Source organism: Thermomonas flagellata (genome assembly GCF_022419185.1).
GTDB lineage: Bacteria > Pseudomonadota > Gammaproteobacteria > Xanthomonadales > Xanthomonadaceae > Thermomonas > Thermomonas flagellata.
Window position 1 is genome coordinate 79713 of record NZ_JAJOZK010000007.1, and the last position, 23673, is coordinate 103385.

At 73.9% G+C, this 23673-nt stretch carries 21 protein-coding genes, 2 tRNA genes and 1 pseudogene; 18 read left to right on the forward strand and 6 right to left on the reverse strand.

The genetic code is table 11. The features are described 5' to 3' along the window. The first annotated feature begins 13 nt into the window (after positions 1-13). From metX to ML340_RS08040, 3 genes are all read left to right on the forward strand, one after another. Entirely contained in the window at positions 14-1156 is a 1143-nt protein-coding gene (gene metX, locus ML340_RS08030; protein WP_240098507.1) for a homoserine O-acetyltransferase MetX, read from the forward strand. A gap of 33 nt (positions 1157-1189) precedes the next feature. Beyond that, positions 1190-1795, forward strand: coding sequence for a cysteine dioxygenase family protein (locus tag ML340_RS08035; protein ID WP_240098509.1), 606 nt, complete (start codon positions 1190-1192; stop codon positions 1793-1795). A gap of 42 nt (positions 1796-1837) precedes the next feature. Further along, a tRNA-Leu gene (locus ML340_RS08040) sits at positions 1838-1924 on the forward strand. A 1121-nt stretch (positions 1925-3045) separates the two neighbouring features. On the opposite strand, the gene ML340_RS08045 is transcribed toward ML340_RS08040, so the two are convergent. Then, positions 3046-4713 (reverse strand): TrbL/VirB6 family protein, encoded by a 1668-nt coding sequence (locus ML340_RS08045; protein ID WP_240098511.1) that lies wholly within the window; start codon positions 4711-4713, stop codon positions 3046-3048. A 15-nt stretch (positions 4714-4728) separates the two neighbouring features. After that, positions 4729-5322 carry an NfuA family Fe-S biogenesis protein gene (locus ML340_RS08050; RefSeq protein ID WP_240098514.1) on the reverse strand — a complete coding sequence of 198 codons (594 nt, stop codon included), beginning with the start codon at positions 5320-5322 and terminating at the stop codon, positions 4729-4731. Between the two features lie 96 nt (positions 5323-5418). Here ML340_RS08050 and ML340_RS08055 point away from each other — a divergent pair, with 96 nt between their 5' ends. After that, positions 5419-5760 (forward strand): 4a-hydroxytetrahydrobiopterin dehydratase, encoded by a 342-nt coding sequence (locus tag ML340_RS08055; protein WP_240098516.1) that lies wholly within the window; start codon positions 5419-5421, stop codon positions 5758-5760. A 9-nt stretch (positions 5761-5769) separates the two neighbouring features. On the opposite strand, the gene ML340_RS08060 is transcribed toward ML340_RS08055, so the two are convergent. Then, positions 5770-6735, reverse strand: a complete 966-nt coding sequence (locus ML340_RS08060) for an RluA family pseudouridine synthase (RefSeq protein ID WP_240098518.1) — start codon at positions 6733-6735, stop codon at positions 5770-5772. Between the two features lie 403 nt (positions 6736-7138). Between ML340_RS08060 and ML340_RS08065 the strand changes: the two genes are divergently transcribed. Further along, positions 7139-10174, forward strand: a complete 3036-nt coding sequence (locus ML340_RS08065; RefSeq protein WP_240098520.1) for an Rne/Rng family ribonuclease — start codon at positions 7139-7141, stop codon at positions 10172-10174. Positions 10175-10201: 27 nt separating this feature from the next. Here the strand turns inward: ML340_RS08065 and ML340_RS08070 are convergent, their stop codons facing one another. After that, the gene (locus tag ML340_RS08070) at positions 10202-10852 is read right to left on the reverse strand and encodes a response regulator (RefSeq protein ID WP_240098522.1); all 651 of its coding nucleotides are present in this window, start codon (positions 10850-10852) and stop codon (positions 10202-10204) included. Positions 10853-10991: 139 nt separating this feature from the next. Between ML340_RS08070 and ML340_RS08075 the strand changes: the two genes are divergently transcribed. Next, positions 10992-11081: transfer RNA gene (locus ML340_RS08075), tRNA-Ser, on the forward strand. A gap of 5 nt (positions 11082-11086) precedes the next feature. Here ML340_RS08075 and ML340_RS08080 read toward each other — a convergent pair. Together ML340_RS08080 and serS are read right to left on the reverse strand one after the other, a co-directional pair. Continuing rightward, on the reverse strand, positions 11087-12085 hold the full coding sequence (locus tag ML340_RS08080) for a LysR family transcriptional regulator (protein ID WP_425608299.1): 999 nt from the start codon (positions 12083-12085) through the stop codon (positions 11087-11089). A 7-nt stretch (positions 12086-12092) separates the two neighbouring features. After that, positions 12093-13373, reverse strand: a complete 1281-nt coding sequence (gene serS, locus ML340_RS08085) for a serine--tRNA ligase (RefSeq protein WP_240098525.1) — start codon at positions 13371-13373, stop codon at positions 12093-12095. A 93-nt stretch (positions 13374-13466) separates the two neighbouring features. On the opposite strand from serS, the gene ML340_RS08090 reads away from it, so the two are divergent. The 12 genes and pseudogenes from ML340_RS08090 to ML340_RS08145 all read left to right on the forward strand — a co-directional run. Further along, positions 13467-14114 carry an energy transducer TonB gene (locus tag ML340_RS08090; RefSeq protein ID WP_240098528.1) on the forward strand — a complete coding sequence of 216 codons (648 nt, stop codon included), beginning with the start codon at positions 13467-13469 and terminating at the stop codon, positions 14112-14114. Between the two features lie 114 nt (positions 14115-14228). Beyond that, complete coding sequence (locus tag ML340_RS08095) at positions 14229-14795, forward strand: sigma-70 family RNA polymerase sigma factor (protein WP_425608300.1); 567 nt, start codon at positions 14229-14231, stop codon at positions 14793-14795. Then, positions 14792-15469 carry a ChrR family anti-sigma-E factor gene (locus ML340_RS08100; RefSeq protein ID WP_240098542.1) on the forward strand — a complete coding sequence of 226 codons (678 nt, stop codon included), beginning with the start codon at positions 14792-14794 and terminating at the stop codon, positions 15467-15469. Before ML340_RS08095 ends, ML340_RS08100 begins: the two co-directional genes overlap by 4 nt. Positions 15470-15543: 74 nt before the next feature. After that, complete coding sequence (locus tag ML340_RS08105) at positions 15544-16311, forward strand: hypothetical protein (RefSeq protein WP_240098544.1); 768 nt, start codon at positions 15544-15546, stop codon at positions 16309-16311. A gap of 95 nt (positions 16312-16406) precedes the next feature. Further along, positions 16407-17348: an acyl-CoA desaturase gene (locus ML340_RS08110; protein WP_240098546.1), complete on the forward strand. Its 942-nt coding sequence runs from the start codon at positions 16407-16409 to the stop codon at positions 17346-17348. Beyond that, the gene (locus tag ML340_RS08115) at positions 17345-18655 is read left to right on the forward strand and encodes an NAD(P)/FAD-dependent oxidoreductase (RefSeq protein WP_240098548.1); all 1311 of its coding nucleotides are present in this window, start codon (positions 17345-17347) and stop codon (positions 18653-18655) included. Before ML340_RS08110 ends, ML340_RS08115 begins: the two co-directional genes overlap by 4 nt. Next, positions 18652-19434 carry a DUF1365 domain-containing protein gene (locus ML340_RS08120; RefSeq protein WP_240098550.1) on the forward strand — a complete coding sequence of 261 codons (783 nt, stop codon included), beginning with the start codon at positions 18652-18654 and terminating at the stop codon, positions 19432-19434. The genes ML340_RS08115 and ML340_RS08120 overlap by 4 nt, the downstream gene beginning before the upstream one ends. Further along, positions 19431-20696, forward strand: coding sequence for an SAM-dependent methyltransferase (locus tag ML340_RS08125; RefSeq protein WP_240098552.1), 1266 nt, complete (start codon positions 19431-19433; stop codon positions 20694-20696). Before ML340_RS08120 ends, ML340_RS08125 begins: the two co-directional genes overlap by 4 nt. Continuing rightward, complete coding sequence (locus tag ML340_RS08130; protein ID WP_240098554.1) at positions 20696-21229, forward strand: DUF2878 family protein; 534 nt, start codon at positions 20696-20698, stop codon at positions 21227-21229. The genes ML340_RS08125 and ML340_RS08130 overlap by 1 nt, the downstream gene beginning before the upstream one ends. Continuing rightward, complete coding sequence (locus tag ML340_RS08135; RefSeq protein WP_240098556.1) at positions 21226-22020, forward strand: DUF1295 domain-containing protein; 795 nt, start codon at positions 21226-21228, stop codon at positions 22018-22020. The genes ML340_RS08130 and ML340_RS08135 overlap by 4 nt, the downstream gene beginning before the upstream one ends. Beyond that, on the forward strand, positions 22017-23102 hold the full coding sequence (locus tag ML340_RS08140; RefSeq protein ID WP_240098557.1) for an SAM-dependent methyltransferase: 1086 nt from the start codon (positions 22017-22019) through the stop codon (positions 23100-23102). The genes ML340_RS08135 and ML340_RS08140 overlap by 4 nt, the downstream gene beginning before the upstream one ends. Continuing rightward, positions 23099-23617 (forward strand): annotated as a pseudogene (locus tag ML340_RS08145) (lipocalin family protein); the annotation flags it as partial. The gene ML340_RS08140 and the pseudogene ML340_RS08145, both read left to right, overlap by 4 nt. Between the last annotated feature and the right edge of the window lie 56 nt (positions 23618-23673).

Consider the following 23673-nt stretch of genomic DNA (forward strand, 5'->3'; position numbering starts at 1 on the left):
CTACACTTGCCGCATGACCGAATTCATCCCGCCCGGCACGCGCTGGTTCGCGCTCCCCTCGCCCTTCCCGTTCAAGCGCGGCGGCGTCCTGCACGGCGCGCGCCTGGCCTACGAGACCTGGGGCCGGCTCGCCCCCGACGGCAGCAACGCCATCCTGCTGCTCACCGGCCTGTCGCCCGACGCGCATGCCGCCGCGCACGCCGACGACCCCCGCCCCGGCTGGTGGGAATGGATGCTCGGGCCGGGCAAGCCGATCGACACCGAGCGCTGGTTCGTGGTCTGCGTCAATCCGCTCGGCAGCTGCAAGGGCAGCACCGGCCCGGCCAGCCCCGACCCGCGCACCGGCGAGCCCTACCGGCTGGACTTCCCGCCCCTGTCGATCGAGGACATCGCCGATGCCGCCGCGGCGCTGGTGCGCGGGCTGGGCATCCCGCGCCTGGCCGGCGTGATCGGCAACTCGATGGGCGGGATGGTGGCGCTGGCGCTGTTGGCGCGCCATCCCGGCATCGCCCGCGCGCACGTCAACATCTGCGGCGCGGCGCATGCCCTGCCGTTCTCGATCGCGGTGCGCTCGCTGCAGCGCGAGGCGATCCGGCTGGATCCCGCCTGGGCCGAGGGCCGCTACGACGAGGCGCATTACCCCGAATCCGGCATGCGCATCGCGCGCAAGCTCGGGGTGATCACCTACCGCTCCGCACTGGAATGGCACGGCCGCTTCGGGCGCGTGCGGCTGGATCCGGACCGCCGCCCCGACGACGAGCCGTTCGGGCTGGAGTTCGAGGTGGAAAGCTACCTCGAGGGCCATGCCCGCCGCTTCGTGCGCCGCTACGACCCCAACAGCTACCTCTACCTGAGCCGGGCGATGGACTGGTTCGACCTCGGCGAATGCTGTGGTCGCCCCGGCGACGCCGTGGCCGCGCTGGCGGCGATCCGCGGGCTGGAAGCGGCCTGCGTGATCGGGGTCGGCACCGACATCCTGTTCCCGATCGAGCAGCAGGAGGAGATCGCCGAGGGCCTGCGCGCCGCCGGCTGCCGGGTGGAATTCCACGCCATGCCCTCGCCGCAGGGACATGACGCCTTCCTGGTCGATGCCGCGCGCTTCGGCCCCGCGGTCGGCGGGTTCCTCGCCGGCCTGTCACATGCCGCGATGGAATGAGGGAATAACCCGATCGCGCAGTAGACTGCGGGCATGTCCTGCCAGGCCTCGCCCGCGCCGTCCTCCTGCGACTTCCCCGGCCGCGCCGAGCTGGTCGCCGCGATCGACGCGGCGATCGCCCTGCAGGAACCGGAGGCCATCGGCGCGGCGCTGGCCGCGTCGCTGGAACGGCTGATCCGCTCCGGCCGCCTGCAACCGCCGGCGGTGGTGCTGGAGCCGGCCACCGACCATTACGCGCGCCGCCTGCTCTACCGCAGCGCGGAGCACGGCTACGTGGTGATCGCGATGACCTGGGCGCCCGGCCAGGGCACCCCGATCCACGACCACGATGGCATGTGGGGCGTGGAAGGCGTCTGCCACGGCCGGATCGAGGTCATCCCGCAGCGGGTGGTCGCGCGCGAGCACGATGGCTGGCGCTTCCAATCCGGCCCGGTGCTGTGCGCCGGCCCCGGTGAGTGCGCCTGCGTGTTCCCGCCGGCCGACCACCACGTCATCCGCCATGCCGGCGGCGAGGGAGTGGCGGTGTCGCTGCACATCTACCCGCACGAGATGACCGCCTGCGGCGTCTACCTCGACGCCGGCGACGGCCTGCATCGCCTGCAGCGCCGGCACCTGCAGCTGGATGCGGAGCTGGCCTGAACTGCGGGTCCACGGCGCTGCTCGGCTATACTGCCGGCGCGCGCCGGAGTGGCGGAATCGGTAGACGCAGCGGACTCAAAATCCGCCGCCCTCAAAAGCGTGTGGGTTCGAGTCCCACCTCCGGCACCAGCGCAGCGCCGGCGTTGTTCCGACGCCACCGCATGCGCGCTTCGCCGCCCTGAGGTTGCGCTGTAAGCCGGCACGATGGTGCCGGCTCCGGTGGCTTTCTACTGGCCATCGGAATGCAACGGCGGCAGCCCAGCAATCGGCACGCGGCAAGCGCCCCGCGGGGTGCTTGCAAGCGATTGCGCTGCGCCATACTGCGGATGGCGGCGACGGTTCGGATCGCCCGCCGCGGCGCCTGATTCCCGCCGGCGCATCTGCCAAGGTCGCGGTGCAGCCTCAACGCTGCGGATCTGGCACGTCGAGGCGGTGCCCGGCCGCATGCCAGCTCCCGGGCGAGGCCCCCCGCCGGCCGCCCGGCCACAGCGGCGCCGCGGCCCGGCCATCGGCCATCGCGCCGGGCGCAGCGTGCATCCACGCTGCCGGCACGGCAGGCAGGCAATCCGTCGTGCGACCACGGGCCACATTCCGGATTCCCTCAGGCTGCAACGCACGCAAGAACATGCCCCCTCCTCGCCGAACCCTGCCCCCGACTGCGCGAAGCTGATGCCCCGACCAGCGGGGCGCCGGCCGAACCGCGTCCCTGCGGTTCACATGCAGGCGTCCTGCCGGGCCACCTCCCTGCGGTGGACACTGTGATCCTGTCGGTCCGGCTCCCTGATCGCGCGTCCTGCGCTGCGTTTTCCCGGCCTGGCCTGCATGCTGCCGGCGTTGTTCAGCGTGCAGCAAGGACGCCGGGCCGGCAGTCGGGACATGCCCGATGTTCGGGTAGGAAAAGTCCTACCCGGCCTGACCTGCGAACACGATCACAGGGCTCCACGACCGACCGGGCAAGGACGGCGCCCGCATCCTGCATGCGCGGCGAACGCACGCCCCTCGCGCGGGTGCGCAACCTGCGGGAGAGCCGCGCAGGATCGGTGGGCGCGATACCACCGAAGTGCCGCCGGGCCGCGCTGCTGCATCCGGCCCGGCCGGCGGATGCACCGCGGCAAGGCCCGCCCGCGCCAGCCCCGTGCAGGCGCGGGCGTGCGGGGCCGCGCGCGCCGCGGATCGGGCCGATCCAGCGCGATCCGGCCCGCACACGCTGCGCGCCGACTGGCTGCCGGCAACGAGCCGGCGGATGCGGCTCAGGGCCGCACGCTGCCGTTGTCTTCCTGCAGTGCCGGTTTGAACGGCACGTCCGGCGGCGGGCGCGGACGCGCCGGCTGCTCGTTGACGTCCGGATCGACGGGCACGCAGCCGGCGCCCAGTTGCAGCAGCGAGACCACGCATTTGAGCTGCAACCCGGTGCCGGGGATCGGGATCGACAACTCCTTGATCCCGCGGCGCACCCATTCCTCGAGCAGGGTGCCATCCGGGATCCAGTACTTGTCGAAGCGGGTGGCGCGGTACTCCAGTCCCGGCCGCTTGAGCCAGGTACCGGCGCGGTCGAGATCGAGCGATTTGCCCTGCGCCCAAGCATCCGGCAGGCGCACCCGGCCATCGCGGTCGAACAGGCCCTCGCCGCGCTGCCCGCCCGCCTGGCCGCGGCCGCTGGCATCGCCCGCCCCGTTGCCGCTGCCGGCGGTGTTGCGTGCGGAGGCGCCCCAGTCATCGCTCTTGGCCGCGCCCGGCCAGCCACCCGGCGCCGCGGTCGAACGCGGTCCCGCGCCGCTGCCGCTGGCGGCCACGCCGCGACCACCGCTGGCCGCCGGAGCCTGTCCGGCGCCGTCGCCGGCGTTCGCCTGTCCGCCCGTGCGGGCCTCGCCCGCCCCGCCGACCGCCCCGGTGCGCGGCGCGTTGCCCGAGGCGGCGCTGCCGGTGGTCCCCGCCTCGGCGCCTGCCGGCAGCGGGATCTCGCGCAGCTCGCCGCGCACCTGCGGCTCGCGCAGGGTCGGTTCGGCGTTCGCCGCGGCAGGCAGCCGGCGCGCGGTGATCTCCGGCATCCGCTGCGGCTCCGGCACGTCCAGTTCCAGCGGGCGCTGGACCGGGGTCGGCATGCGCAGCTGCGGGGCGGCGGCCGGCGCCTGCAGCGTGCGCACCACCGGCTCGGGGGCAGTGGCGATCTCCTCGACCTGCTGGCGCGGGCCGACCTCGCGCAGCTCCGGCGTGCGCAGCACGACCTCGCGCTGGCGCGGCGGCGGCAGCTGGAAGGCCTCCGCCGGCGGCGGCTGCGGGGTCTGGCTGACCTCCAGCGGCTGCGCAGCCGGCGCCGGCTCGGGGGGCGCCGGGCGTGCGAGGGCGGCCGCGGGCTCGTTGGCCACGGCCAGCCGCTCGGCCGGCGGCGGGGGGACGTTGCGGATCGCCGCGGGCGCCGACGGACGGCCCGTGCGCGCCGGCGCCGCCGCGGCCATGGCGCCGCCGCCCGCGGCGCGGTTGCCGCGGCCGATGAACTCGACCTGCACCACGCTGCCGCTGTCGTCCTGGGGCGGCGTCGCCAAGGCCAAAAAGCGCAGGTACATCAGCCACAGCAGCAACCCGACCAGCACCACGTGCAGGACGATGTCCAGCACCGAGGCGGCGATCCGCAGGCCGCGCTCGTCGCGCGGGGCCGGCGTCCAGCCCGGGCGCAGCAGGGCCAGCAGGGCCTGCCCGCGCCCGAGAGCCGGGGCCCGCCGCGGCGGCGGGCGCAGCGGCCGCGCCTGCAGCACCGCCAGCAGCGCGGCGGGCGCGAGCGCACTACGTTCGCCGGCCGCGATCGGCGCGCGTTGCAGCCAGCGCGCCCAACTGCCGGCTGCGGCTGCGGCGAGGGCCGATTCGGCCTGGCCTTGCCGACGCTGCTGGAGGGCGGCGATGACGTCGGCGGCGGTCGTCATGCGCGCGCGGTCTGCTCAGGCCGCGTCGCGCGGGATGTAGGGCGCCGCTCCGGTGGCGTGGTCGGTGGCGTCGCGGACCGCGGTCACGCCGGCGACCCGGTCCAGCAGGGTGCGCTCGATCCCCTGCTTGAGGGTGACGTTGGCCATGCCGCAGCCGTGGCAGCCACCGCCGAAGCGCAGCACCACCACGCCCTCGGCGGTCACTTCCTCCAGCCGCACGTGGCCGCGGTGCTGGGCCAGCTGCGGGTTGATCTCGTGCTCCACCACCCAGCGCACGCGCTCCACTAGCGAGGCCTGCGCGCCCGGCGCCTCGCCCTTGATCCGCGGGGCGCGGATCTGCAGCTGGCCGCCGGTCGGCAGGGTCTGGTAGTCGATCCGCGCGTCCTCCAGCCATGGCACGCTGGCCGCCTCCAGCCACAGGGTGAAGCCCTCGCAGTCGATCGCCCACTCGCTGCCATCCAACTCGCCCGGTTCGGCGAACTCCAGGCGCACGTCGGCGCGCGGCGTGCCCGGCTCGCGCGCCGCCAGGCGCACGCCGAGCCCGGGGATGCCCTCGCGTTCCAGCAGGCGGCGGAAGTGGGCCTGCGCGGCTTCGGTGATCTCGATCATGCGGCTATTCTAGGCACAGCCCGGCGCCGCCACGTGACACCCCGTGCGGCCGGCGCCCGCCGCCGTTCAGTCCTCGCCCCCGCAGGAACCGCCGCCATGTCCGACCTCGTCCCGCTCGCCCTCGCCCACTGCACGCCGCGCCGCGGGCACGAACACCGCCTCGGCGAGGCCAGCCTGCGCGAGCTGCTGCCGCAGGTGCCGGGCTGGGAACTGGCCGAGGACGGACGCGCGCTGGTGCGCACCTTCCGCTTCCCGGACTACTACCGCACGATCTCGTTCGTGAACGCGCTGGCGCACATGGCCAACCGCGAGGACCACCACCCCGACCTGTCGGTGCACTACGACCGCTGCGTGGTGCGCTGGTCGACCCACGACGCCGGCGGGCTCACCGAGAACGACTTCATCTGCGCCGCACGCACCGACGTGCTCGCGTCCTGAACGACCGGCTCAGGCCAGGCGGTCGAGCACCGCGGCCAGCTCCGGTGCCAGCGGCGCGTGCAGCAGGTAGGGCGCGCGCCCGCCGTCGAGCGCGAACTCCAGCGACGCGGCGTGCAGGAACAGCCGCTTGAGGCCGGCCTGCTCGCGCAGGCGGCGGTTGACCTCCGGATCGCCGTACTTGTCGTCGCCGGCGACCGGATGGCCGAGGTGCTGGGCATGCACGCGGATCTGGTGGGTGCGCCCGGTGGCGATCCGCACCTCGCAGTAGCTGTGGCCACCGCGCCGCTCCAGCACCCGCACGTGGCTGAGCGAGGGCTTGCCGGCCGGATCGACCCGCACATGGCGCTCGCCGCCCTGGCGCAGGCCGACGTGCAGCGGCGCGTCCACGCTCAGGGTGCCGTCCGGCAGGCGGCCGACCAGCAGGGCCAGGTAGCGCTTCTCGATCCCGGCCCCGTGGTCCTCGCGCAGCAGGCGCTGCAATTCGGTCAGCGCCGAGCGCTTCTTGGCCAGCACCATCAGCCCGGAGGTGTCGCGGTCGAGCCGGTGCACCAGCTCCAGTGGCTGCCCGGGGCGCAGCGCGCGCAGGGCCTCGATCACCCCGAACGCGACCCCGCTGCCGCCGTGGCTGGCAACCCCGGCCGGCTTGTTCAGCGCCAGCAGGCGCGCATCCTCGTACACGATCGCCGCCTCGAGCGCCTGCAGCAGGCCGTTCGGCGGCGATCGGTCGCCATCCTGCGGAGAATCGACGCGAACGGGCGGGATCCTGACCTCATCCCCCGCTTCCAGCCGGCGCTCCGCCTTGACCCTCCCGCCATTGACCCGGACCTGGCCGCTGCGCACCAGCTTGTAGACCAGCGAGCGCGGTGCACCCTTCAGTTGGCCGAGCAGGAAATTGTCCAGGCGCTGCCCGGCGCGCTCATCGGGCACGCGCAGCAGGCGGGCGCCCGAAGCGGGCGAAGGCGGCGGCTGTCTCATGGTCGGGTTGATCTGCTACACTCGGCCGGCGATGTAAGGGTTTGATTTCCCGGCAAGTCCAGCGGCCGAAAGCCCGGCTGCCGGCGAATCCGCCGCAGTGTCGGAACCACCGCCCACGGGGCGGCCATGTTAACGGCTGCGCGGCAGGCCCGCACATCGCCGGGCGCGGCCCGGTGCAAGCTGAACACGACCCGCGCGACGCCCCGGCCCCGGCCGGACGTCGCCGGCCCTGCAACACGACAACCCATTTGACAAAGCGCTCCCGCGGCCTGCCGTGGTGTCGTAGCGCTGGAATACTCGGGCCGCCGCCCGCGGGCGGCGGCCATGGTCTCCAGAGGCGTAACGCCCATGGCGTTCCGCGCGCCCGCCACCGTGCGGGGACGAGCGCACGAGGAACGCGACAATGAAGCGGATGCTGATCAATGCCACGCAGGCGGAAGAACTGCGCGTGGCGATCGTCGACGGCCAGACCCTGTACGACGTCGACATCGAACAACCGGCCAAGGACAACAAGAAGTCCAACATCTACAAGGGCCGGATCACCCGGCTGGAACCCTCGCTGGAAGCGGCGTTCGTCGACTACGGCGCCGAGCGCCACGGCTTCCTGCCGCTCAAGGAGATCTCGCGCGACTACTTCCAGGCCGGGGTCGACCCGCACAAGGCCGGCATCCGCGAGCTGCTGCGCGAGGGCCAGGAAGTCGTGGTCCAGGTCGACAAGGAGGAGCGCGGCAACAAGGGCGCGGCGCTGACCACCTTCATCTCGCTGGCCGGGCGCTACATGGTGCTGATGCCCAACTCGCCCAGCGCCGGCGGCGTCTCGCGCCGGATCGAGGGCGAGGACCGCGCCGAGCTGAAGCGGGCGATGGACGCACTGACCATCCCCGACGACATGGGCGTGATCATCCGCACCGCCGGCGTCGGCCGCGACGCCGAGGAACTGCAGTGGGACCTCGACTACCTGCTGAGCATCTGGCGCGCGATCGCCGAGGCCGCCCTCAGCAAGCCGGCGCCGTTCCTGATCTATCAGGAGAGCCGGCTGATCGTGCGCGCGCTGCGCGATTACATGCGCAGCGACATCGGCGAGATCCTGGTCGATACCCCGGAGATGTACGCCGAGGCGCGCGAGTTCGTCGAGCAGGTGATGCCGCACAACCTGCGCAAGCTCAAGCACTACACCGACGACATCCCGCTGTTCAACCGCTTCCAGATCGAGTCGCAGATCGAGAGCGCCTACGAGCGCACGGTGCGCCTGCCCTCCGGCGGCGCGCTGGTGATCGACCAGACCGAGGCGCTGACCGCGATCGACGTCAACTCGGCGCGCGCCACCAAGGGCAGCGACATCGAGGAGACCGCGTTCAACACCAACCTCGAGGCGGCCGAGGAGATCGCCCGCCAGCTGCGCCTGCGCGACCTCGGCGGGCTGGTGGTGATCGACTTCATCGACATGGCCAGCAGCAAGCACCAGCGCGAGGTCGAGAACCGCCTGCAGAACGCGCTCAAGTACGACCGCGCGCGGGTGCAGATCGGGCGCATCAGCCGCTTCGGCCTGCTTGAGATGAGCCGCCAGCGCCTGCGCCCGAGCCTGGGCGAGGCCAGCCAGGTGGTCTGCCCGCGCTGCGAGGGCCACGGCCGCATGCGCAGCGTGGAGTCGCTGTCGCTGTCGATCATCCGCGTCGCCGAGGAGCACGCGATGAAGGACAACACCGGCCAGGTGCTGGTGCAGGCGCCGGTGGAGATCGCCAACTTCCTGCTCAACGAGAAGCGCAGCGCGCTGCGCGAGATCGAGCAGCGCCACGACTGCCCGATCGTGATCGTCGCCGACGAGCAGCTGCAGACTCCGCACTACGAGGTCACCCGCATCCGCGAGAACGAGCTCGGCGAGGAGACCAGCAAGCCGAGCTACCAGCGCGGCACCCCGCGCAAGCTGGCGACCATCGCCCTGACCAAGGCGCAGCTGAACATCCCGCCGGCGCCGGCGGTCACCCAGGTCAAGCCGGCGCAGCCGGCCCCGCTGCGCGAGCCCAAGCCGGCCCCGGCCGAAGCCGCGCCGATGCCGCCCCCGCCGCCCTCGCCGCCTCCGGCGCCGCTGGCACCGGCCGCGCCTGCCGCTCCCGCCCCGGCGACCGGCGGCGTGATCGGCTGGCTGCGTAGCCTGTTCGGTGCCCCGGCCACGGCGGTGCCGGCGCCGACTCCGGCCACGCCGCCCCCGGCGCCTGCCCCGGCCGCCGGCAAGGGCGAGGGCCAGGGCCGCGCGGCGCGGCGCCAGGACCGGCCGCGCGGGGAGGGCCGCGCGCCGGCGACGTCCGAAGGCAAGCCCGGCAAGCCGGCGCAGGGCACCCCGCCCGCCCGCGCCCCGCAGCCACCGCCGAAGCCGCGCGCGGACAAGCCCAAGCCGCAGGAGCGCCCGGCCCCGCCGGTCACCCAGGAGAAGCCGGCGCAGCCGGCCCCGCTGCGCGAGCCCAAGCCCGCTCCCGCCGCGCCGCGCAACGCGCCGGCCGCACCCGCCGCCACTGCGGTGGCAGCAGCGGAGGCGCGCGCCGAGGCAGTGAACACGCCGGCCACGACCACGCCCGCGACTCCTGCGACCGAAGTGACGCTCCCCGTCGCCACCGACGCCGCCGCAGCCGCAGCCGCAGCCGCAGCCGGCGATGCGACCGCGACGGCCGCCACCGACACCGGCGGCAAGCGCCGCCGCGGCCGTCGCGGCGGGCGCCGCCGTCGTCGCGGCAATGGCGCCGAGGCCGGCACCGCCGCCCTGGCGGGCGAGGACCTGCACGAGGACGACATCGACCTGCCGCTGTCGGCACAGACGCCGCAGCCCGAGTTCGATTTCGCAGACGTGCGCCCGGCTGTGCCTGCGGCGGAGGTGGCGCCCGGCACCCCCGCCGCGGCGTCAGCGGCAGAGTCGGCCCAACCGGTCGCGATGAACCCGTCGGGCGTCGCACCGGTGCCGCCTGCCGCTGCGCCCGCGCGGATGGCCGAGGCGCCGGCGATCGCCGGCGCGGCCGCGCCGTCCGTGCTGCCGCCGGCGGATCCGGCGATGCGCGACGTGCCGGTCGCGCCGACCGCGGCGGGCCCGTCGACCAGCGCAACGGCGGCGGCCACCGCGCCGGCCGACCCGGCTCCGTCGGTCGCGGCCGAGGGACCCGTGGCCACGGAAACCGACACCGCGCCTGCGGCAGCGGCCCCGGCCGCCGCCGAGACCGCGCCGCCCGCGCCGACTCCCACGCCGGCCCCGGCTGCGCCGCCGCTGCCCGCGGTCCCGCTGGCAATGCCGCCACGCGCGCCCGCGCCGCAGCGCGCGCTGCAGCTGCGCAGCCTGTTCGAGCAGGCGCGTGATGGCGGGGCTGCCCCCGCCGAGGGCGGCGCGGTGCCGCCCGCGGCATCCGCGCCTGCCGACGGCGAGCCCGCCGATACTCCGCGTCCGCCGCCGGCCTGAGCCGGCGCGCGACGCCACGCGCGTGCCTCAGCCGACGGCGCGCGCGGGGTCGGCCAGGCCGTACTGCGCGATCAGGCGCGCCAGCGCGATGCTGTCGTGGATGCCGAGCTTCTCGAACAGCCGCGACTTGTGCGTGTTCACGGTCTTGGCGGACAGGCTCAGGCGCTTGGCGATCGCTTCCTGGCGCAGGCCCTGGTTGAGCAGCAGTGCCACTTCCAGCTCGCGCGGGGTGAGCGCATCGAACGGCGACGCATCGCCCTGCAGCGCCGACAGCGCCATGCCCTGCGCAATCGAACTGGCCAGGTACTTCTTCCCGCGCGCCACGTCGCGCACCGCGCGCACCAGCTCCGTCGCGTCGCAGGCCTTGCCGACGTAGCCGCAGGCCCCGGCCTCCAGCACCCGCCGCGGCATCGGCCCGTCCTCCAGCACCGAGACCACGATCACCCGCGCGCCGTACTCGCCGCGCACCACCCGCTCGGTGACCTCGAGCCCGCTGATGCCCGGCAGGTTGAGATCGCACAGCACCACGTCCGGCTTGAGCCGGCGAATCTGCGGCAGCGCCTCCTCCCCGGTCTCGGCCTCGCCGACCACCTCGAGGTCGGGCTCGCCGCCCAGGATCAGCCGGAACCCGGTGCGGACCAGCGCGTGATCGTCGACCAGAAACACCCTGATGGCCATGGCAGTCCCCCTTGCTGAGCCTCCACGCTAGTGCAGGCGCATCCTGCCAGCAACCCGGCATCGGCGCATCCGCGCGTCGGAAAACGCCCGCCGGCCGGGTCGGTCGCGGCGCCGGCGCGGCATGCGAAAATGCCCGCACGGAAAGGTGGCCGAGGGGTTTAAGGCAGCGGTCTTGAAAACCGCCGTGGCAGCAATGCCACCGTGGGTTCGAATCCCACCCTTTCCGCCAGTTCCTCAGGCGCGACGGCGCGCCGCCTGCCGCTTCAGGCACTCCGGGTCGCTGCACTCCAGCCGCGCCGACTCCAGCATCGGCGGCAATTTCTCGGCCAGGAAGTCGATGAACACCCGCACCGCCGGCAGCAGCCCGCGGCGCGAGGCGAACACCGCGTGCGCGATGCCCTGCGGCAGCCGCCACTGCGGCAGCACGACCTCCAGGCGGCCCTCGCGCACGGCATCGGCGCAGACCGTCTCCGGTAGCAGGGTGATGCCGATCCCGGCCTCGGCCATCGCCTGCATCATCGGGAAGTCGAAGCCGGTGATGCGCGGCTGCAGCTCGACCCGGCGCACTTCGCCCTCCGGTCCGTGCAGCTCCCAGCGCTGGCGCGCCTCGTCCTCGCTGATGCTCAGGGTGACGTGCTGGGCCAGATCCTCCGGCGCCTGCGGGCGGCCGGCGCGGTCGAGGTAGGCTGGACTGGCGACAAGCAGCTCCTGCACCTGGCCGAAGCTGCGCATCACCAGGCTGCCGTCGTCGTCGAGCCGGCTGCGCACGCGCAGGGCGACGTCCACGCCTTCGTTGATCACGTCCACCCGGCGGTTGCTGACCTGCAGTTGCACGCGCACCTGCGGGTACAGCGCGAGGAAGTCCGGCAGCAGCTTCGGCATCTGCTGCTGCGCGATCGACACCGGCACGCTCACCCGCACCACCCCGCGCGGCTCGGCGCTCAGGCGCTCCACCGCCTCGCGCGCGGCCTGCGCCTCGGCCAGCATCGACTGCGCGTGGCGGTGCACGTTGAGGCCGACGTCGGTGACCGCGAAGCGGCGGGTGGAGCGCTGCAGCAGGCGCACGCCCAGCTCCGCCTCCAGCGCGCTGATGCGCCGGCTCAGGCGCGACTTGGGGATGCCCAGCGCGCGCTCGGCCGCGGCGAAGCCGCCGTGCTCGACCACCGCCGAGAAGTAGTACAGGTCGTTGAGGTCCTGCACCGGCGGCAGCGCATGGGCGGGCGGGGTGCGCATGCCGGCCTCAGGCGATCCGCTCGGCGCCGCCCATGTACGGGCGCAGCACGGCCGGCACCGCGATGCTGCCGTCGGCCTGCTGGTAGTTCTCCATCACCGCGATCAGCGCACGCCCGACCGCCACCCCGGAGCCGTTGAGGGTGTGCACCAGCTCGGGCTTGCCGGTGGCCGGGTTGCGCCAGCGCGCCTGCATCCGGCGCGCCTGGAAATCGCCGCAGTTGGAGCAGGAGGAGATCTCGCGGTAGCTGCCCTGCGACGGCAGCCAGACCTCGAGGTCGTAGGTCTTGCGCGCGGAAAAGCCCATGTCGCCGCTGCACAGCAGCATGCGCCGGTACGGCAGGCCCAGCCGCTCCAGCACCACCTCGGCGCAGCGGGTCATGCGCTCGTGCTCGGCGTCGGACTGCTCGGGGTGGGCGATGCTCACCAGCTCCACCTTCTCGAACTGGTGCTGGCGGATCATGCCGCGGGTGTCGCGCCCGGCGGAGCCGGCCTCGGCGCGGAAGCACATCGAGTGCGCGGTCATCCGCAGCGGCAGGCGTTCGGGGTCGAGGATCTCCTCGCGCACGCTGTTGGTCAGCGGCACCTCGCTGGTCGGGATTAGGTAGCGGGTGTGCTCGCCCAGCCGGGTGGAGAACAGGTCCTCCTCGAACTTGGGCAGCTGCCCGGTGCCGCGCATCGCCTCGGCGTTGACGATCACCGGCACGTTGGTTTCCTCGTAGCCATGCTCGCCGGCGTGCAGGTCCAGCATGAACTGCGCCAGCGCGCGGTGCAGGCGCGCCAGCGGGCCGCGCAGCACGGTGAAGCGCGCGCCCGACAGCTTGGCCGCGGTCTCGGCGTCCAGCCAGCCGTGGCGCGCGCCCAGCTCCACGTGGTCCTTGACCGGAAAATCGAACGCGCGCGGCGTGCCCCAGCGGTGCTGCTCGACGTTGCCGGCCTCGTCGCTGCCCAGCGGCACGGACGGATCCGGCAGGTTGGGGATGCCGGCGGCGATCGCGTCCAGCTCGGCGCGCAGGCGCTCCAGTTCGATCTCGGAGGCCTTCAGCTCCTCGCCGAAGCCGGCCACCTCGGCCATCACCGCGGACACGTCCTCGCCCTTGGCCTTGAGCACGCCGATCTGCTTGCTGCGGGTGTTGCGCAGGTGCTGCAGTTCCTGGGTGCGCACCTGGATGCGCTTGCGCTCGGCCTCCAGCGCCTCCAGGCGGGCCACGTCGAGGTCGAAGCCACGGCTCGTGCGCAGGCGCTCGGCGAGGTCGGCGGGATGGTGGCGCAGCAGGACGGGATCGAGCATGGAAGGACCGCATGGCGCGAAGGATGAACCTGCATTATCGCCGAGCCCCGCACGCCGCGGCGCAGGCCGGCGAGGCCGTGCCAGAATCCGTGCATGCCCCTGCCCCGCCCGTCCCTGCGCTGGCCGCTGCCGCCCCCGTGGCGGTGGATCGTGCCGGCCTTCCTCGCCGGCCTGCTGCTGTTCCTGCTGGTGTGGTGGCAGCAGCGCGACGACTACGACTTCTATACCGCCGGCGAGGCGCCCGCCGCGGCCACCGGCCCGGCGAACGACCTGCCGGCACCGGTGCCGGCCGACGTGGCGGGCACGGGGCCGGGAGTGAGCGGGCTGCAGGTCGACCCGAATGCCCCTGCGGCGCCGCCACCGGCGGCCGCGCCTGCGCCGGCGCCCGAACCGGCGGCCGCCGCGACGCCGTCGCCCCCGCCCTCGCCCTCCACGCCCGCCAACGCCAACAGCACCACCGACCCGGCCGACACCCCGCCGACGCCGCTGGAGACCCCGGCCCCGACCTATCCCGCGGAGGCAATGCGCCGCGGCCTCGGCGGCCAGGTGCGCCTGCGGGTCACGGTGGCCGCCGACGGCAGCGTGGAGCGGCTGGAGCTGGCCGAGGGCAGCGGCCACCGCGAGCTCGACCGCGCCGCCCTGGAGACCGTGCGGCGCTGGCGCTTCCGCCCGGCGCAGCGCGGCGGGCAGGCGGTCGCGGCCGAGGTGATCGTGCCGCTGGAGTTCCGGCCGCCGCCGTGAGCCCTGCATCCGCCGGCGCCGCCGCCGCGTAGACGGGGCATTCGCAAGCCCGGGTGTACGATGGCCCCACAGTCCCACAGCGACCGATCCACGCCGTTCGAGGCGGCGCGACGGATGTCCACGGCCGGCATGTTGCTGCGCGAACCCCCCGATTGGACCGCCGAGATGGCGGCGATCTCGCAGCGCCGCGACCAGGACGCCTTCCTGCGCGTGTACGACCACTTCATGCCGCGGCTGTGCTTGTACCTGCGCGGGCTCGGCTGTACCGACGCGACCGCCGAGGATCTGGCGCAGGAAGCCCTGCTGCGGCTATGGCTGCATGCCGGCGCGTACGACGCGACGCGCAGCGCGGTCAGCACCTGGTTGTTCCGGATCGCGCGCAACCTGCACATCGACCGCCTGCGGCGCGAAGCGCTGCGCCCGCAGGTCGCCGACGAGGAACTGGACCTGGACGCCGCCAGCCAGCCGGCGGACGCCGAGGACCAGGCCGATGCGGTGCTGCTGCAGCGCCGGATCGATGCACTCTCGCCGGTGCAGGCGCGGCTGTTGCGGATGTCCTATTTCGAAGCCAAGAGCCACCAGGAGATCGCCAGCGAGCTCGGAATGCCGCTAGGCACGGTGAAGTCGCACCTGCGGCGGGCGTTCCTGCGCCTGCAGGGCCAGCTGGGAGAGCCGGCATGAACACCGCCCCGCGCCACCATCTCGACCCGGCCACCCTGCTCAGCTACGCCGCCGGCGCGCTCTCTCCGGATCTGGCGGTGGTGGTGGACACCCATTTGGCTGGCTGCGCCCACTGCCGCGCCGCACTCGCCCGCGCCGAGGCCGTGGGCGGCGCGCTGCTTGAGCAGCAGCAGCCGGCAGCGGCGCAGACCGGACGCGCGGCCGCGCTGCGCGAGGCCATGCGCCAGCGCCTGGCACAGGCGCCCGCGCCGGCACCGGCCCCGGCGGCCTCCGCGCCCGCCAGCAACGATCCGGACCTGCTGCCCGCGCCGCTGCGGCCGTATTTCGGCCCGCGCTACAGCGGGCTCAAGTGGCGCTGGATGGGCCCCGGCCTGCGCTACCTGCGCACCGAAGGGCCCGCAGGCGGCACCCTGCTGATGCTGCGCATCGCGCCCGGACGCAAGCTGCCGGTGCACGGCCACCACGGCAGCGAGATCACCCAGATCCTGCGCGGCGCCTACCACGATGCGCTCGGCCACTTCGGGCCGGGCGATATCGCCGACCTGGACGCGGAGACCCAGCACCAGCCAGTCACCTGTCCCGGCGAGGACTGCATCTGCGTGGCGGCGCTCGACGCCCCGCTGCGCTATCCGGGCCGGATCGCGCGCCTGCTGCAGCCGCTGCTGCGGATCTGAAGGCCCGCACGTCGGCGCATCCGCGCTGGCAGCCCGCGCGTAGCGGCAGCACAGCCACGAGATGGAGATCGGCGATGCCGCGTGCGGCCGGGATGGTCCTGCTTGCGTTCGCGCTGTGCGCGCTGCGGCCCGCGCAGGCCGATGCCGGCGGCTGGCGCGAACAGGCCGCCGCCTACACCGCCGACGGCCGACGCCTGCTCTACCGCGAACTGCACATCGTGCAGGGCGGGACGTCGCCGCGCCGCTGGGTCCTCTACACCTGTCCGGACGGCCGCGCGTTCGCGCGCAAGCAGGTCGAGGGCGCCGGCCCCGCGCCCGACTTCGTGCTCGAGGACGGCCGCGACGGCGCACGCGAGTCCGTGACCGGCAATGGCCCGCAGCGGCAGCTGCTGGCGCACGGGGCGCGCGCGGCACGCCCGCTGCCGGTGCCGGCGGACGGCGTGATCGACGCCGGCTTCGATGCCGCGGTGCGTCAAGCCTGGCCGCGCCTGCTGCGCGGCGAGCGCGTGCGCTTCCAGTTCCTGGTGCCGAGCCGCGGCCAGTTCTACCCGGTATGGGTGGAACGCATCGGCAGCACGCGCTGGCGCGGGCAGGCCGCCGAGCGCCTGCGCCTGCGCCTGGACACCTGGTTCGGCTTCGCGGTGCCGGAGCTCGGGCTGGTCTACAGCGGCGATGGCACCCGCCTGCTGGAATTCGCCGGCACCAGCAACCTGCGCGATGCGCGCGGGCGCAACCCGCAGGTGCGGATCGTGTTCGACGGCGCGCGCACGCCGCTGCCCGCTCCCGACGCCGACGCGGCGGCGCTGGCGGCGCGCCCGCTGGACGGCCGCTGTCCGTTCTGAGCGCAGCGAACGCAGTCGATCACGACGGGCGCTCGCCGCATCCGTCTGCAATCTCGCCGCGTAGGATCGAGCAAGGTCCCCGTCACGGAGTCTGCATGTCGCCCGCCTCTCCCCCGGCTCCCATCCCGTCCTGGCGGGCTGCATTGCGACGCTGGTTCGACGCCGGTGCTCCGGCCGTGGCGGGGACCGACGACCAACGCGTGGACTGGCTGCGCGCGGCTCCCTTCCTCGCCATGCACCTGGCCTGCCTCGGGGTGTTCTGGGTCGGGGTGTCGGCGACCGCGCTGGCGGTCGCCGCCGCACTGTACGCCGTGCGGATGTTCGCGATCACCGGCTTCTACCACCGCTACTTCGCGCACCGCACCTTCCGCGCCTCGCGCCCGGTGCAATTCGCGTTCGCCGTGCTCGGCGCCGCCAGCGCGCAGCGCGGCCCGCTGTGGTGGGCGGCGCACCATCGCCACCACCACCTGCACGCCGACACCGAACAGGATCCGCACACCCCGCGCAAGGGCTTCTGGCGCAGCCACATGTTGTGGTTCCTGACCCCGGCCGCGTTCGCCACCGATCCGCGTCGCATCCCGGACCTGCTGCGCTACCCGGAGCTGCGCTGGCTGGACCGCTTCGACATCGCGGTACCGGCCCTGCTGGCGATGCTGCTGTACGCGCTCGGCGCCGCGCTGGAGCGCTGGGCCCCGGGGCTGGGCACCGACGGCCCGCAGCTGCTCGTCTGGGGCTTCTTCGTCTCCACCGTGGTGCTGTTCCATGCCACCGTCACCATCAACTCGCTGGCGCACCGCTACGGCCGGCGCCGCTTCCCGACCCGCGACGACAGCCGCAACAACCTGTGGCTGGCACTGCTGACCTTCGGCGAGGGCTGGCACAACAACCACCATTTCTTTCCGGGCAGCGCGCGCCAGGGCTTCCGCTGGTGGGAGATCGACCTGACCTGGTACGGCCTGCGCGTGCTGGCCTGGCTCGGGCTGGTGCGCGACCTCAAGCCGGTGCCGGCCTGGGTGCTGGCGAAGGCGCAGCGATGAGGACGCCGCAACGGATCGCCGTGGTCGGCAGCGGCATCGCCGGGCTCGGCGCGGCCTGGCTGCTCGGGCGCCGGCACCAGGTGACTCTGTTCGAGGCGGACGACCGCCTCGGCGGGCACACCGACACCCACGAGGTCGAGGTCGGCGGCCGCCGGCTGGCGGTGGACACCGGCTTCATCGTGCACAACCCGGTGCACTATCCGCTGCTGACCCGGCTGTTCGCAGAGCTCGGGGTGGCCAGCCAGCCGACCACCATGAGCTTTTCGGTCAGCGATGCGCGCTCCGGGCTGGAGTACAACGCGACCTCGCTGGATGCGCTGTTCTGCCAGCGCCGCAACCTGCTCAGCCCGCGCTTCTGGGGCATGCTGCGGGATCTCGTGCGGTTCTACCGGCGCGCGCCCGAGCTGCTCGCCGAGGCCGGCCCGGGGCCCGGCCTCGGCGAGTACCTGGAGCGGCTCGGCACCGGGGCGATGTTCCGCGACCTGCACTTGGTGCCGATGGCCAGCGCCCTGTGGTCCTCGCCGGCCGAGCGCATCCTTGAGTTCCCGGCGCGCCACCTGGTGCGGTTCATGGCCAACCACCACATGCTGCAGCTGACGGGGCGCCCGCCGTGGCGGGTGGTGCGCGGCGGTTCGGCGCGCTACGTCGAGGCCCTGCGCGCGCGCTGGGACGTGCGCGAGCGCCTGGCCACGCCGGTCCTGGCGGTCCGGCGCGATCCTGCGGGCGTCGAGCTGCGGCATGCCCGCGGCGTGGAGCGCTTCGACCAGGTCGTGCTGGCCTGCCATGCCGACGACGCGCTGCGGCTGCTGGCGGACGCGACGCCGGACGAGCGCGACGTGCTCGGCGCGTTCGCCTACCAGTCCAACGACACCGTGCTGCACACCGACGCGCGCCTGCTGCCGCGCCGGCGCAAGGCCTGGGCGGCCTGGAACGCGCATGTCCCGGCGCAGCCGGGCGAAGCTTGCACCGTCAGCTACTGCATGAACCTGCTGCAGTCGCTGCCGGGCGAAGTGCCGCTGGTGGTGACCCTCAACCGCAGCGAGGCGATCGATCCGGCGCGCATCCTCGCCCGCCGCCATTACCGGCATCCGGTGTTCACCCACGCGGCGGTCGCCGCGCAGGCGCGCAAGGGCCTGGTCCAGGGCCAGCGCCACACCTGGTTCGCCGGCGCGTACTGGGGCTTCGGCTTCCACGAGGATGGCCTGCGCAGCGCGGTCGAGGTCGCGCAGGCGCTCGGCGTGGACTGGCCGCAGGCTGCGCCGATGCCGCTGCCCGCGCACACATCGCCGCTGGAGGCCGCGGCATGAACCCCGCGCTGGCCAGCGCCGTGTACGAGGGGCAGGTGCGCCATCGCCGCCACCGGCCGCGCCCGCACGCGTTCGGCTACCGCATGGCGCAGCTCTACCTCGACCTCGACGAGCTGGACGCGGTGTTCCGCGGGCGCTGGCTGTGGTCGCTGGAACGCCCCAACCTGGCCAGCTTCCGCCGCGCCGACTACCTCGGCGATCCGCGGCAGCCGCTGGCGGAGGCGGTGCGCGCGCGGGTCGCGGCCGCCACCGGCGAGCGCCCGGACGGCCCGGTGCGCCTGCTCACCCATCCGCGCTATGCCGGCTATGTGTTCAACCCGGTGAGCTTCTACTACTGCCACGGCGGGGACGGTCAGCTGCACAGCATCGTCGCCGAGATCACCAACACCCCCTGGAACGAGCGCCACGCCTACGTGCTGCCGGTAGCGTCCGCGGCCCGCCACGGACGCGCCCTGCGCTGGGACTTCGACAAGGCCTTCCATGTCTCGCCGTTCCTGCCGATGCAGCGCCGCTATGCCTGGCGCTTCACCCCGCCCGGCGACGACCTGCACGTGCACATGGACGTCCTCGCCAGCGACGGCCGCGACTTCGACGCCACCCTGCACCTGCGGCGGCGCGCGCTGACCGGCGCGGCGCTGGCGCGCGTGCTGTGGCGCTACCCGCTGATGACCGCGCAGGTGATCGGCGGCATCTACTGGCAGGCGCTGCGGCTGTGGGCCAAGCGCGTGCCGGTGTACGACCACCCCGCCCCCTCGCCCGCGACGGAGACCCGCGCATGAGCAGCCCCGCCGATACCCTCGCCCGCCCCCGCCTCGGCGGCCTCGACCGCCTGCTGCGCCGGCGCCTGCTGGAGCAGCTGGCGGCGCTGCGCGGCGGCGAGGTCGAACTGCAGGACGCGCTCGGGCGTGTGCGGGTGGGCGAGCCCGGCCACGGTCCGGCGCTGCAGCTGCAGGTGGAGGATCCGGGCTTCTACCGCGCGCTCGCGCTCGGCGGCAGTGTCGGCGCGGCCGAGGCCTATATGGACGGCGCCTGGCAGTGCGACGACCTGGTCGGCCTGGTGCGCCTGCTGGTGCGCAACCGCGACCTGCTCGACCGCATGGAGCGCGGCCCGGCGCGGCTGGCCTCCGCGCTGCTGCGCGCCGCCCACGCCCTGCGCCGCAACACCCGCCGCGGCGCGCGCCGCAACATCGCCGCCCACTACGACCTCGGCAACGACTTCTTCCGCCTGTTCCTGTCCGAGGACCTGATGTATTCCTCGGCGCTGTGGACCGGGCCGGACGACACCCTCGAGGCCGCCTCCACCCGCAAGCTCGAGCGCATCTGCCAGAAGCTGCGGCTCGGCCCGGACGACCATGTGGTGGAGATCGGCACCGGCTGGGGCGGCTTCGCGCTGCATGCGGCGCGCACCTACGGCTGCCGGGTCACCACCACCACCATCTCGCGCGAGCAGCACGCGCTGGCCTGCCAGCGGGTGGCCGAAGCCGGGCTGGGCGAGCGCGTGCAGGTGCTGCTGTCGGACTACCGCGACCTCGGCGGGCAGTACGACAAGCTGGTCTCGATCGAGATGATCGAGGCGATCGGCGCGCAGTACCTGGACACCTATTTCGCCACCGTCGGCCGCCTGCTCAAGCCGGAGGGGCTCGCGCTGATCCAGGCGATCACCATCGAGGACCACCGCTACGCGCAGGCGGTGCGCGAGGTGGACTTCATCAAGCTCCACGTGTTCCCCGGCTCCTTCATCCCGTCGATCGCGGCGATGCTGGCGGCCAAGACCCGCAGCAGCGACCTGGCCCTGCTGCATCTGGAGGACTTCGGCGCCAGCTACGCGCGCACCCTGGCCGAATGGCGCCGGCGCTTCCATGCCCAGCGCGAGCAGGTGCGCGCGCTCGGCTTCGACGCGCGCTTCCTGCGCCTTTGGGACTTCTACCTCGCCTACTGCGAGGGCGGCTTCCGCGAGCGTTCGATCGGCGTCGCACACCTGCTGCTGGCCCGACCCGGCTGGCGCGGCAGCCCCTACCTGCCCGGCGTGCTGGAGGCCTGATGCGCGCCTGGCTGGCCCTGCTCGGGAACCAAGCCGTGTGGCTGGTCGCCGCCTGGAGCGCCGGCCGCGGGCTGTGGTGGCCGGGCCTGCTGGCGGCCGCCGCGTTCACCGCAGCGATGCTGGCCAGCAGCCGCGGCCTGCGCGGCGACCTGCGCCTGCTCGCGGCGGCGCTGGCCTGCGGGGTGCTGCTCGACGGCGGCCTGCGCCTGCTCGGCTGGCTGCACTACGGAGCCGCCCGGCCGGCGCTGCTGGCGCCGCTGTGGATCCTCGGCCTGTGGGCGGCGTTCGCGGTGATCCTGCAGCCGCTGCTGGGCTGGCTGCTGCGGCGGCCGGCGCTGGCGGCGCTGTTCGGCGCGCTCGGCGGGCCGCTGGCCTACCTCGGCGCGGCGCGCGGCTTCGACGCGGTGCAGTTCGTGCAGACCGGGCCGGCGCTGATCTGGCTGGCCATCGGCTGGGGGCTGGCCATGTTCCTGTTCGCGCGGCTGGGGGCGCCGGCCGTCGCCTCGCCGCATCCCCACGGAGTGCCGTCATGATCCCGACCCTCTCGCCCTGGCAACAACTGCTGCTGGCGTGGCTGCTGGCGGTCCTCGCCCAGGCTGTGGCCTGGGCCTGGCAGCAGCGCCATGCCAATGCCGGCCTGGTCGACGTGGTGTGGTCGTACAGCCTCGGCGCGGCGGCGCTGCTGGCCGCGCTGACCGGCGCCGGCGCGGTGCTGCCGCGGGTCCTGCTGGCCCTGCTGGCCGGCGTGTGGAGCCTGCGCCTGGGCACCCACATCCTGCGCCGCTTCCGCGCCGAGAACGAGGACGGCCGCTACGCCGCCCTGCGCGCGCGCTGGGGCGCGTCCCCGGGCAAGTGGCTGGCGCTGTTCCAGCTGCAGGCACTCTTGGTGCCGCTGTTCGCGCTGCCGTTCGTGGCGGTGGCCGGCAACCCGCAGCCGCACTGGCACCCGGCATTCATAGCGGCGATCGCGGTATGGGCGGTCGCGGTCGCCGGGGAGGCGCTGGCCGATGCCCAGCTCGCCCGCTTCCGCGCCGACCCGGGCAACCGCGGCCGCACCTGCCGCGCCGGACTGTGGCGCTATTCGCGCCACCCGAATTACTTCTTCGAGTGGCTGCACTGGTTTGCCTACGTGCTGCTGGCGGTGGGCGCGCCGCTGGGCTGGCTGGCCTGGGCTGGGCCGCTGGTGATGTACGTGTTCCTGCGCTGGATCAGCGGCATTCCGTGGACCGAGCAGCAGGCGCTGCGCCACCGCGGGGAGGACTATGCGCGCTACCAGCGCAGCACGCCGATGCTGTTTCCCTGGTTCCCGAAGGAGGAGCGATGAACCGCGTGAGCGAACTGCCGGCGCTGGACGCCGGCCACGAGCGTCCGGAACCGGGCCTGATCGGGCTGGCCGAGCGCGGCTGGGTGCCGGATGCGCTGGTGCGCGCCGGGATCCGCCGGCTGTGCCGCCAGCGCCTGCGCGACGAACATGCCGACGACCCGGCGGCGGCCGCCGCGCGCGCCGCCGCGATGCTTGCGGACCTGCGCCAGAGCCCGCTGGCGATCCACACCGATGCCGCCAACCGCCAGCACTACGAGCTGCCGCCGGCGTTCTTCCAGGCCTGCCTCGGCCCGCGCCTGAAGTATTCCTGCGCCTACTACCCGCGCGGCGACGAGGATCTGGCCACCGCCGAGGAGGCCATGCTGGCGCTGTACGGCGAGCGCGCGCAGCTGGCGGACGGCCAGGACATCCTCGAGCTCGGCTGCGGCTGGGGCTCGCTGACCCTGTGGATGGCCGAACGCTACCCGCAGGCGCGCATCACCGCGGTGTCCAACTCGCGGCCGCAGCGGGAATTCATCGAGGCGCGCTGCCGCGAGCGCGGCTTCGGCAACGTGCGCGTGCTGACCTGCGACGTGAACCGGCTGGAGCTTCCGGAACAGGCCTACGACCGCTGCGTGTCGATCGAGATGTTCGAGCACATGCGCAACTACGGCGGGCTGCTGGAGCGGATCGGGCGCTGGCTGCGGCCGGGCGGCGCGCTGTTCGTGCACATCTTCTGCCACCGCACCCTGCTGTACCCGTTCGCGGACGCCGGCCGCGACGACTGGATGAGCCGCCACTTCTTCACCGGCGGGCTGATGCCGGCCGCGGACACCCTGCTGTGGTTCCAGGACGCGCTGCGGATCGAGCAGCGCTGGCTGGTGGACGGCCGCCACTACCAGCGCACCGCCGACCACTGGCTGGCCAACCAGGACGACCGCCGCGAGACGGTGATGGCCGCGCTGCGGCAGGCCTACGGCGCCGGCGCGCCGCTCTGGTTCCGGCGCTGGCGGCTGTTCTGGATGGCCTGCGCGGAGCTGTTCGGGCTCGACCACGGGCGCCAGTGGATGGTCGCCCACTACCGTTTCCGGAGGCCGGCATGAACTGGCATCGGCTCACCCTCGGCACCGTCCTGTCCGGCCTGCTCGGCGCCTGCGCCAGCACCCCAACCACCATCCCGCACGTGGCGCAGGTGGACCTGCCGCGCTTCATGGGCGACTGGTACGTGGTCGCGCACATCCCCGCGCTGCCGGAACGGCACGCCTACAACGCGGTGGAGTCCTACGCGCTGCGTCCGGACGGCCGCATCCAGACCGTGTTCCAGTTCCGCGACGGCAGCTTCGACGCGGCCCTGGACACCATGCGCCCGGTCGCCACCGTGGTGCCCGGCACCGGCAACGCGGTCTGGGGCATGCAGTTCGTGTGGCCGATCCAGGCCGAGTACGTGATCGTGGCGCTCGACCCGGAGTACCGCTGGACCCTGATCGGGCGCAGCAAGCGCGACTACCTGTGGATCATGGCGCGCACCCCGCGCCTGCCGGAAGCCGACTACCAGGCCCTCGTGCAGCGCGCGCAGGCGCTGGGCTACGACACCTCGAAGATCCGGCAGGTGCCGCAGCGCTGGCCGGAGACCGGCCCGGACCCGCGCCCGGCGCCGAACACGCCGCAGGCGGC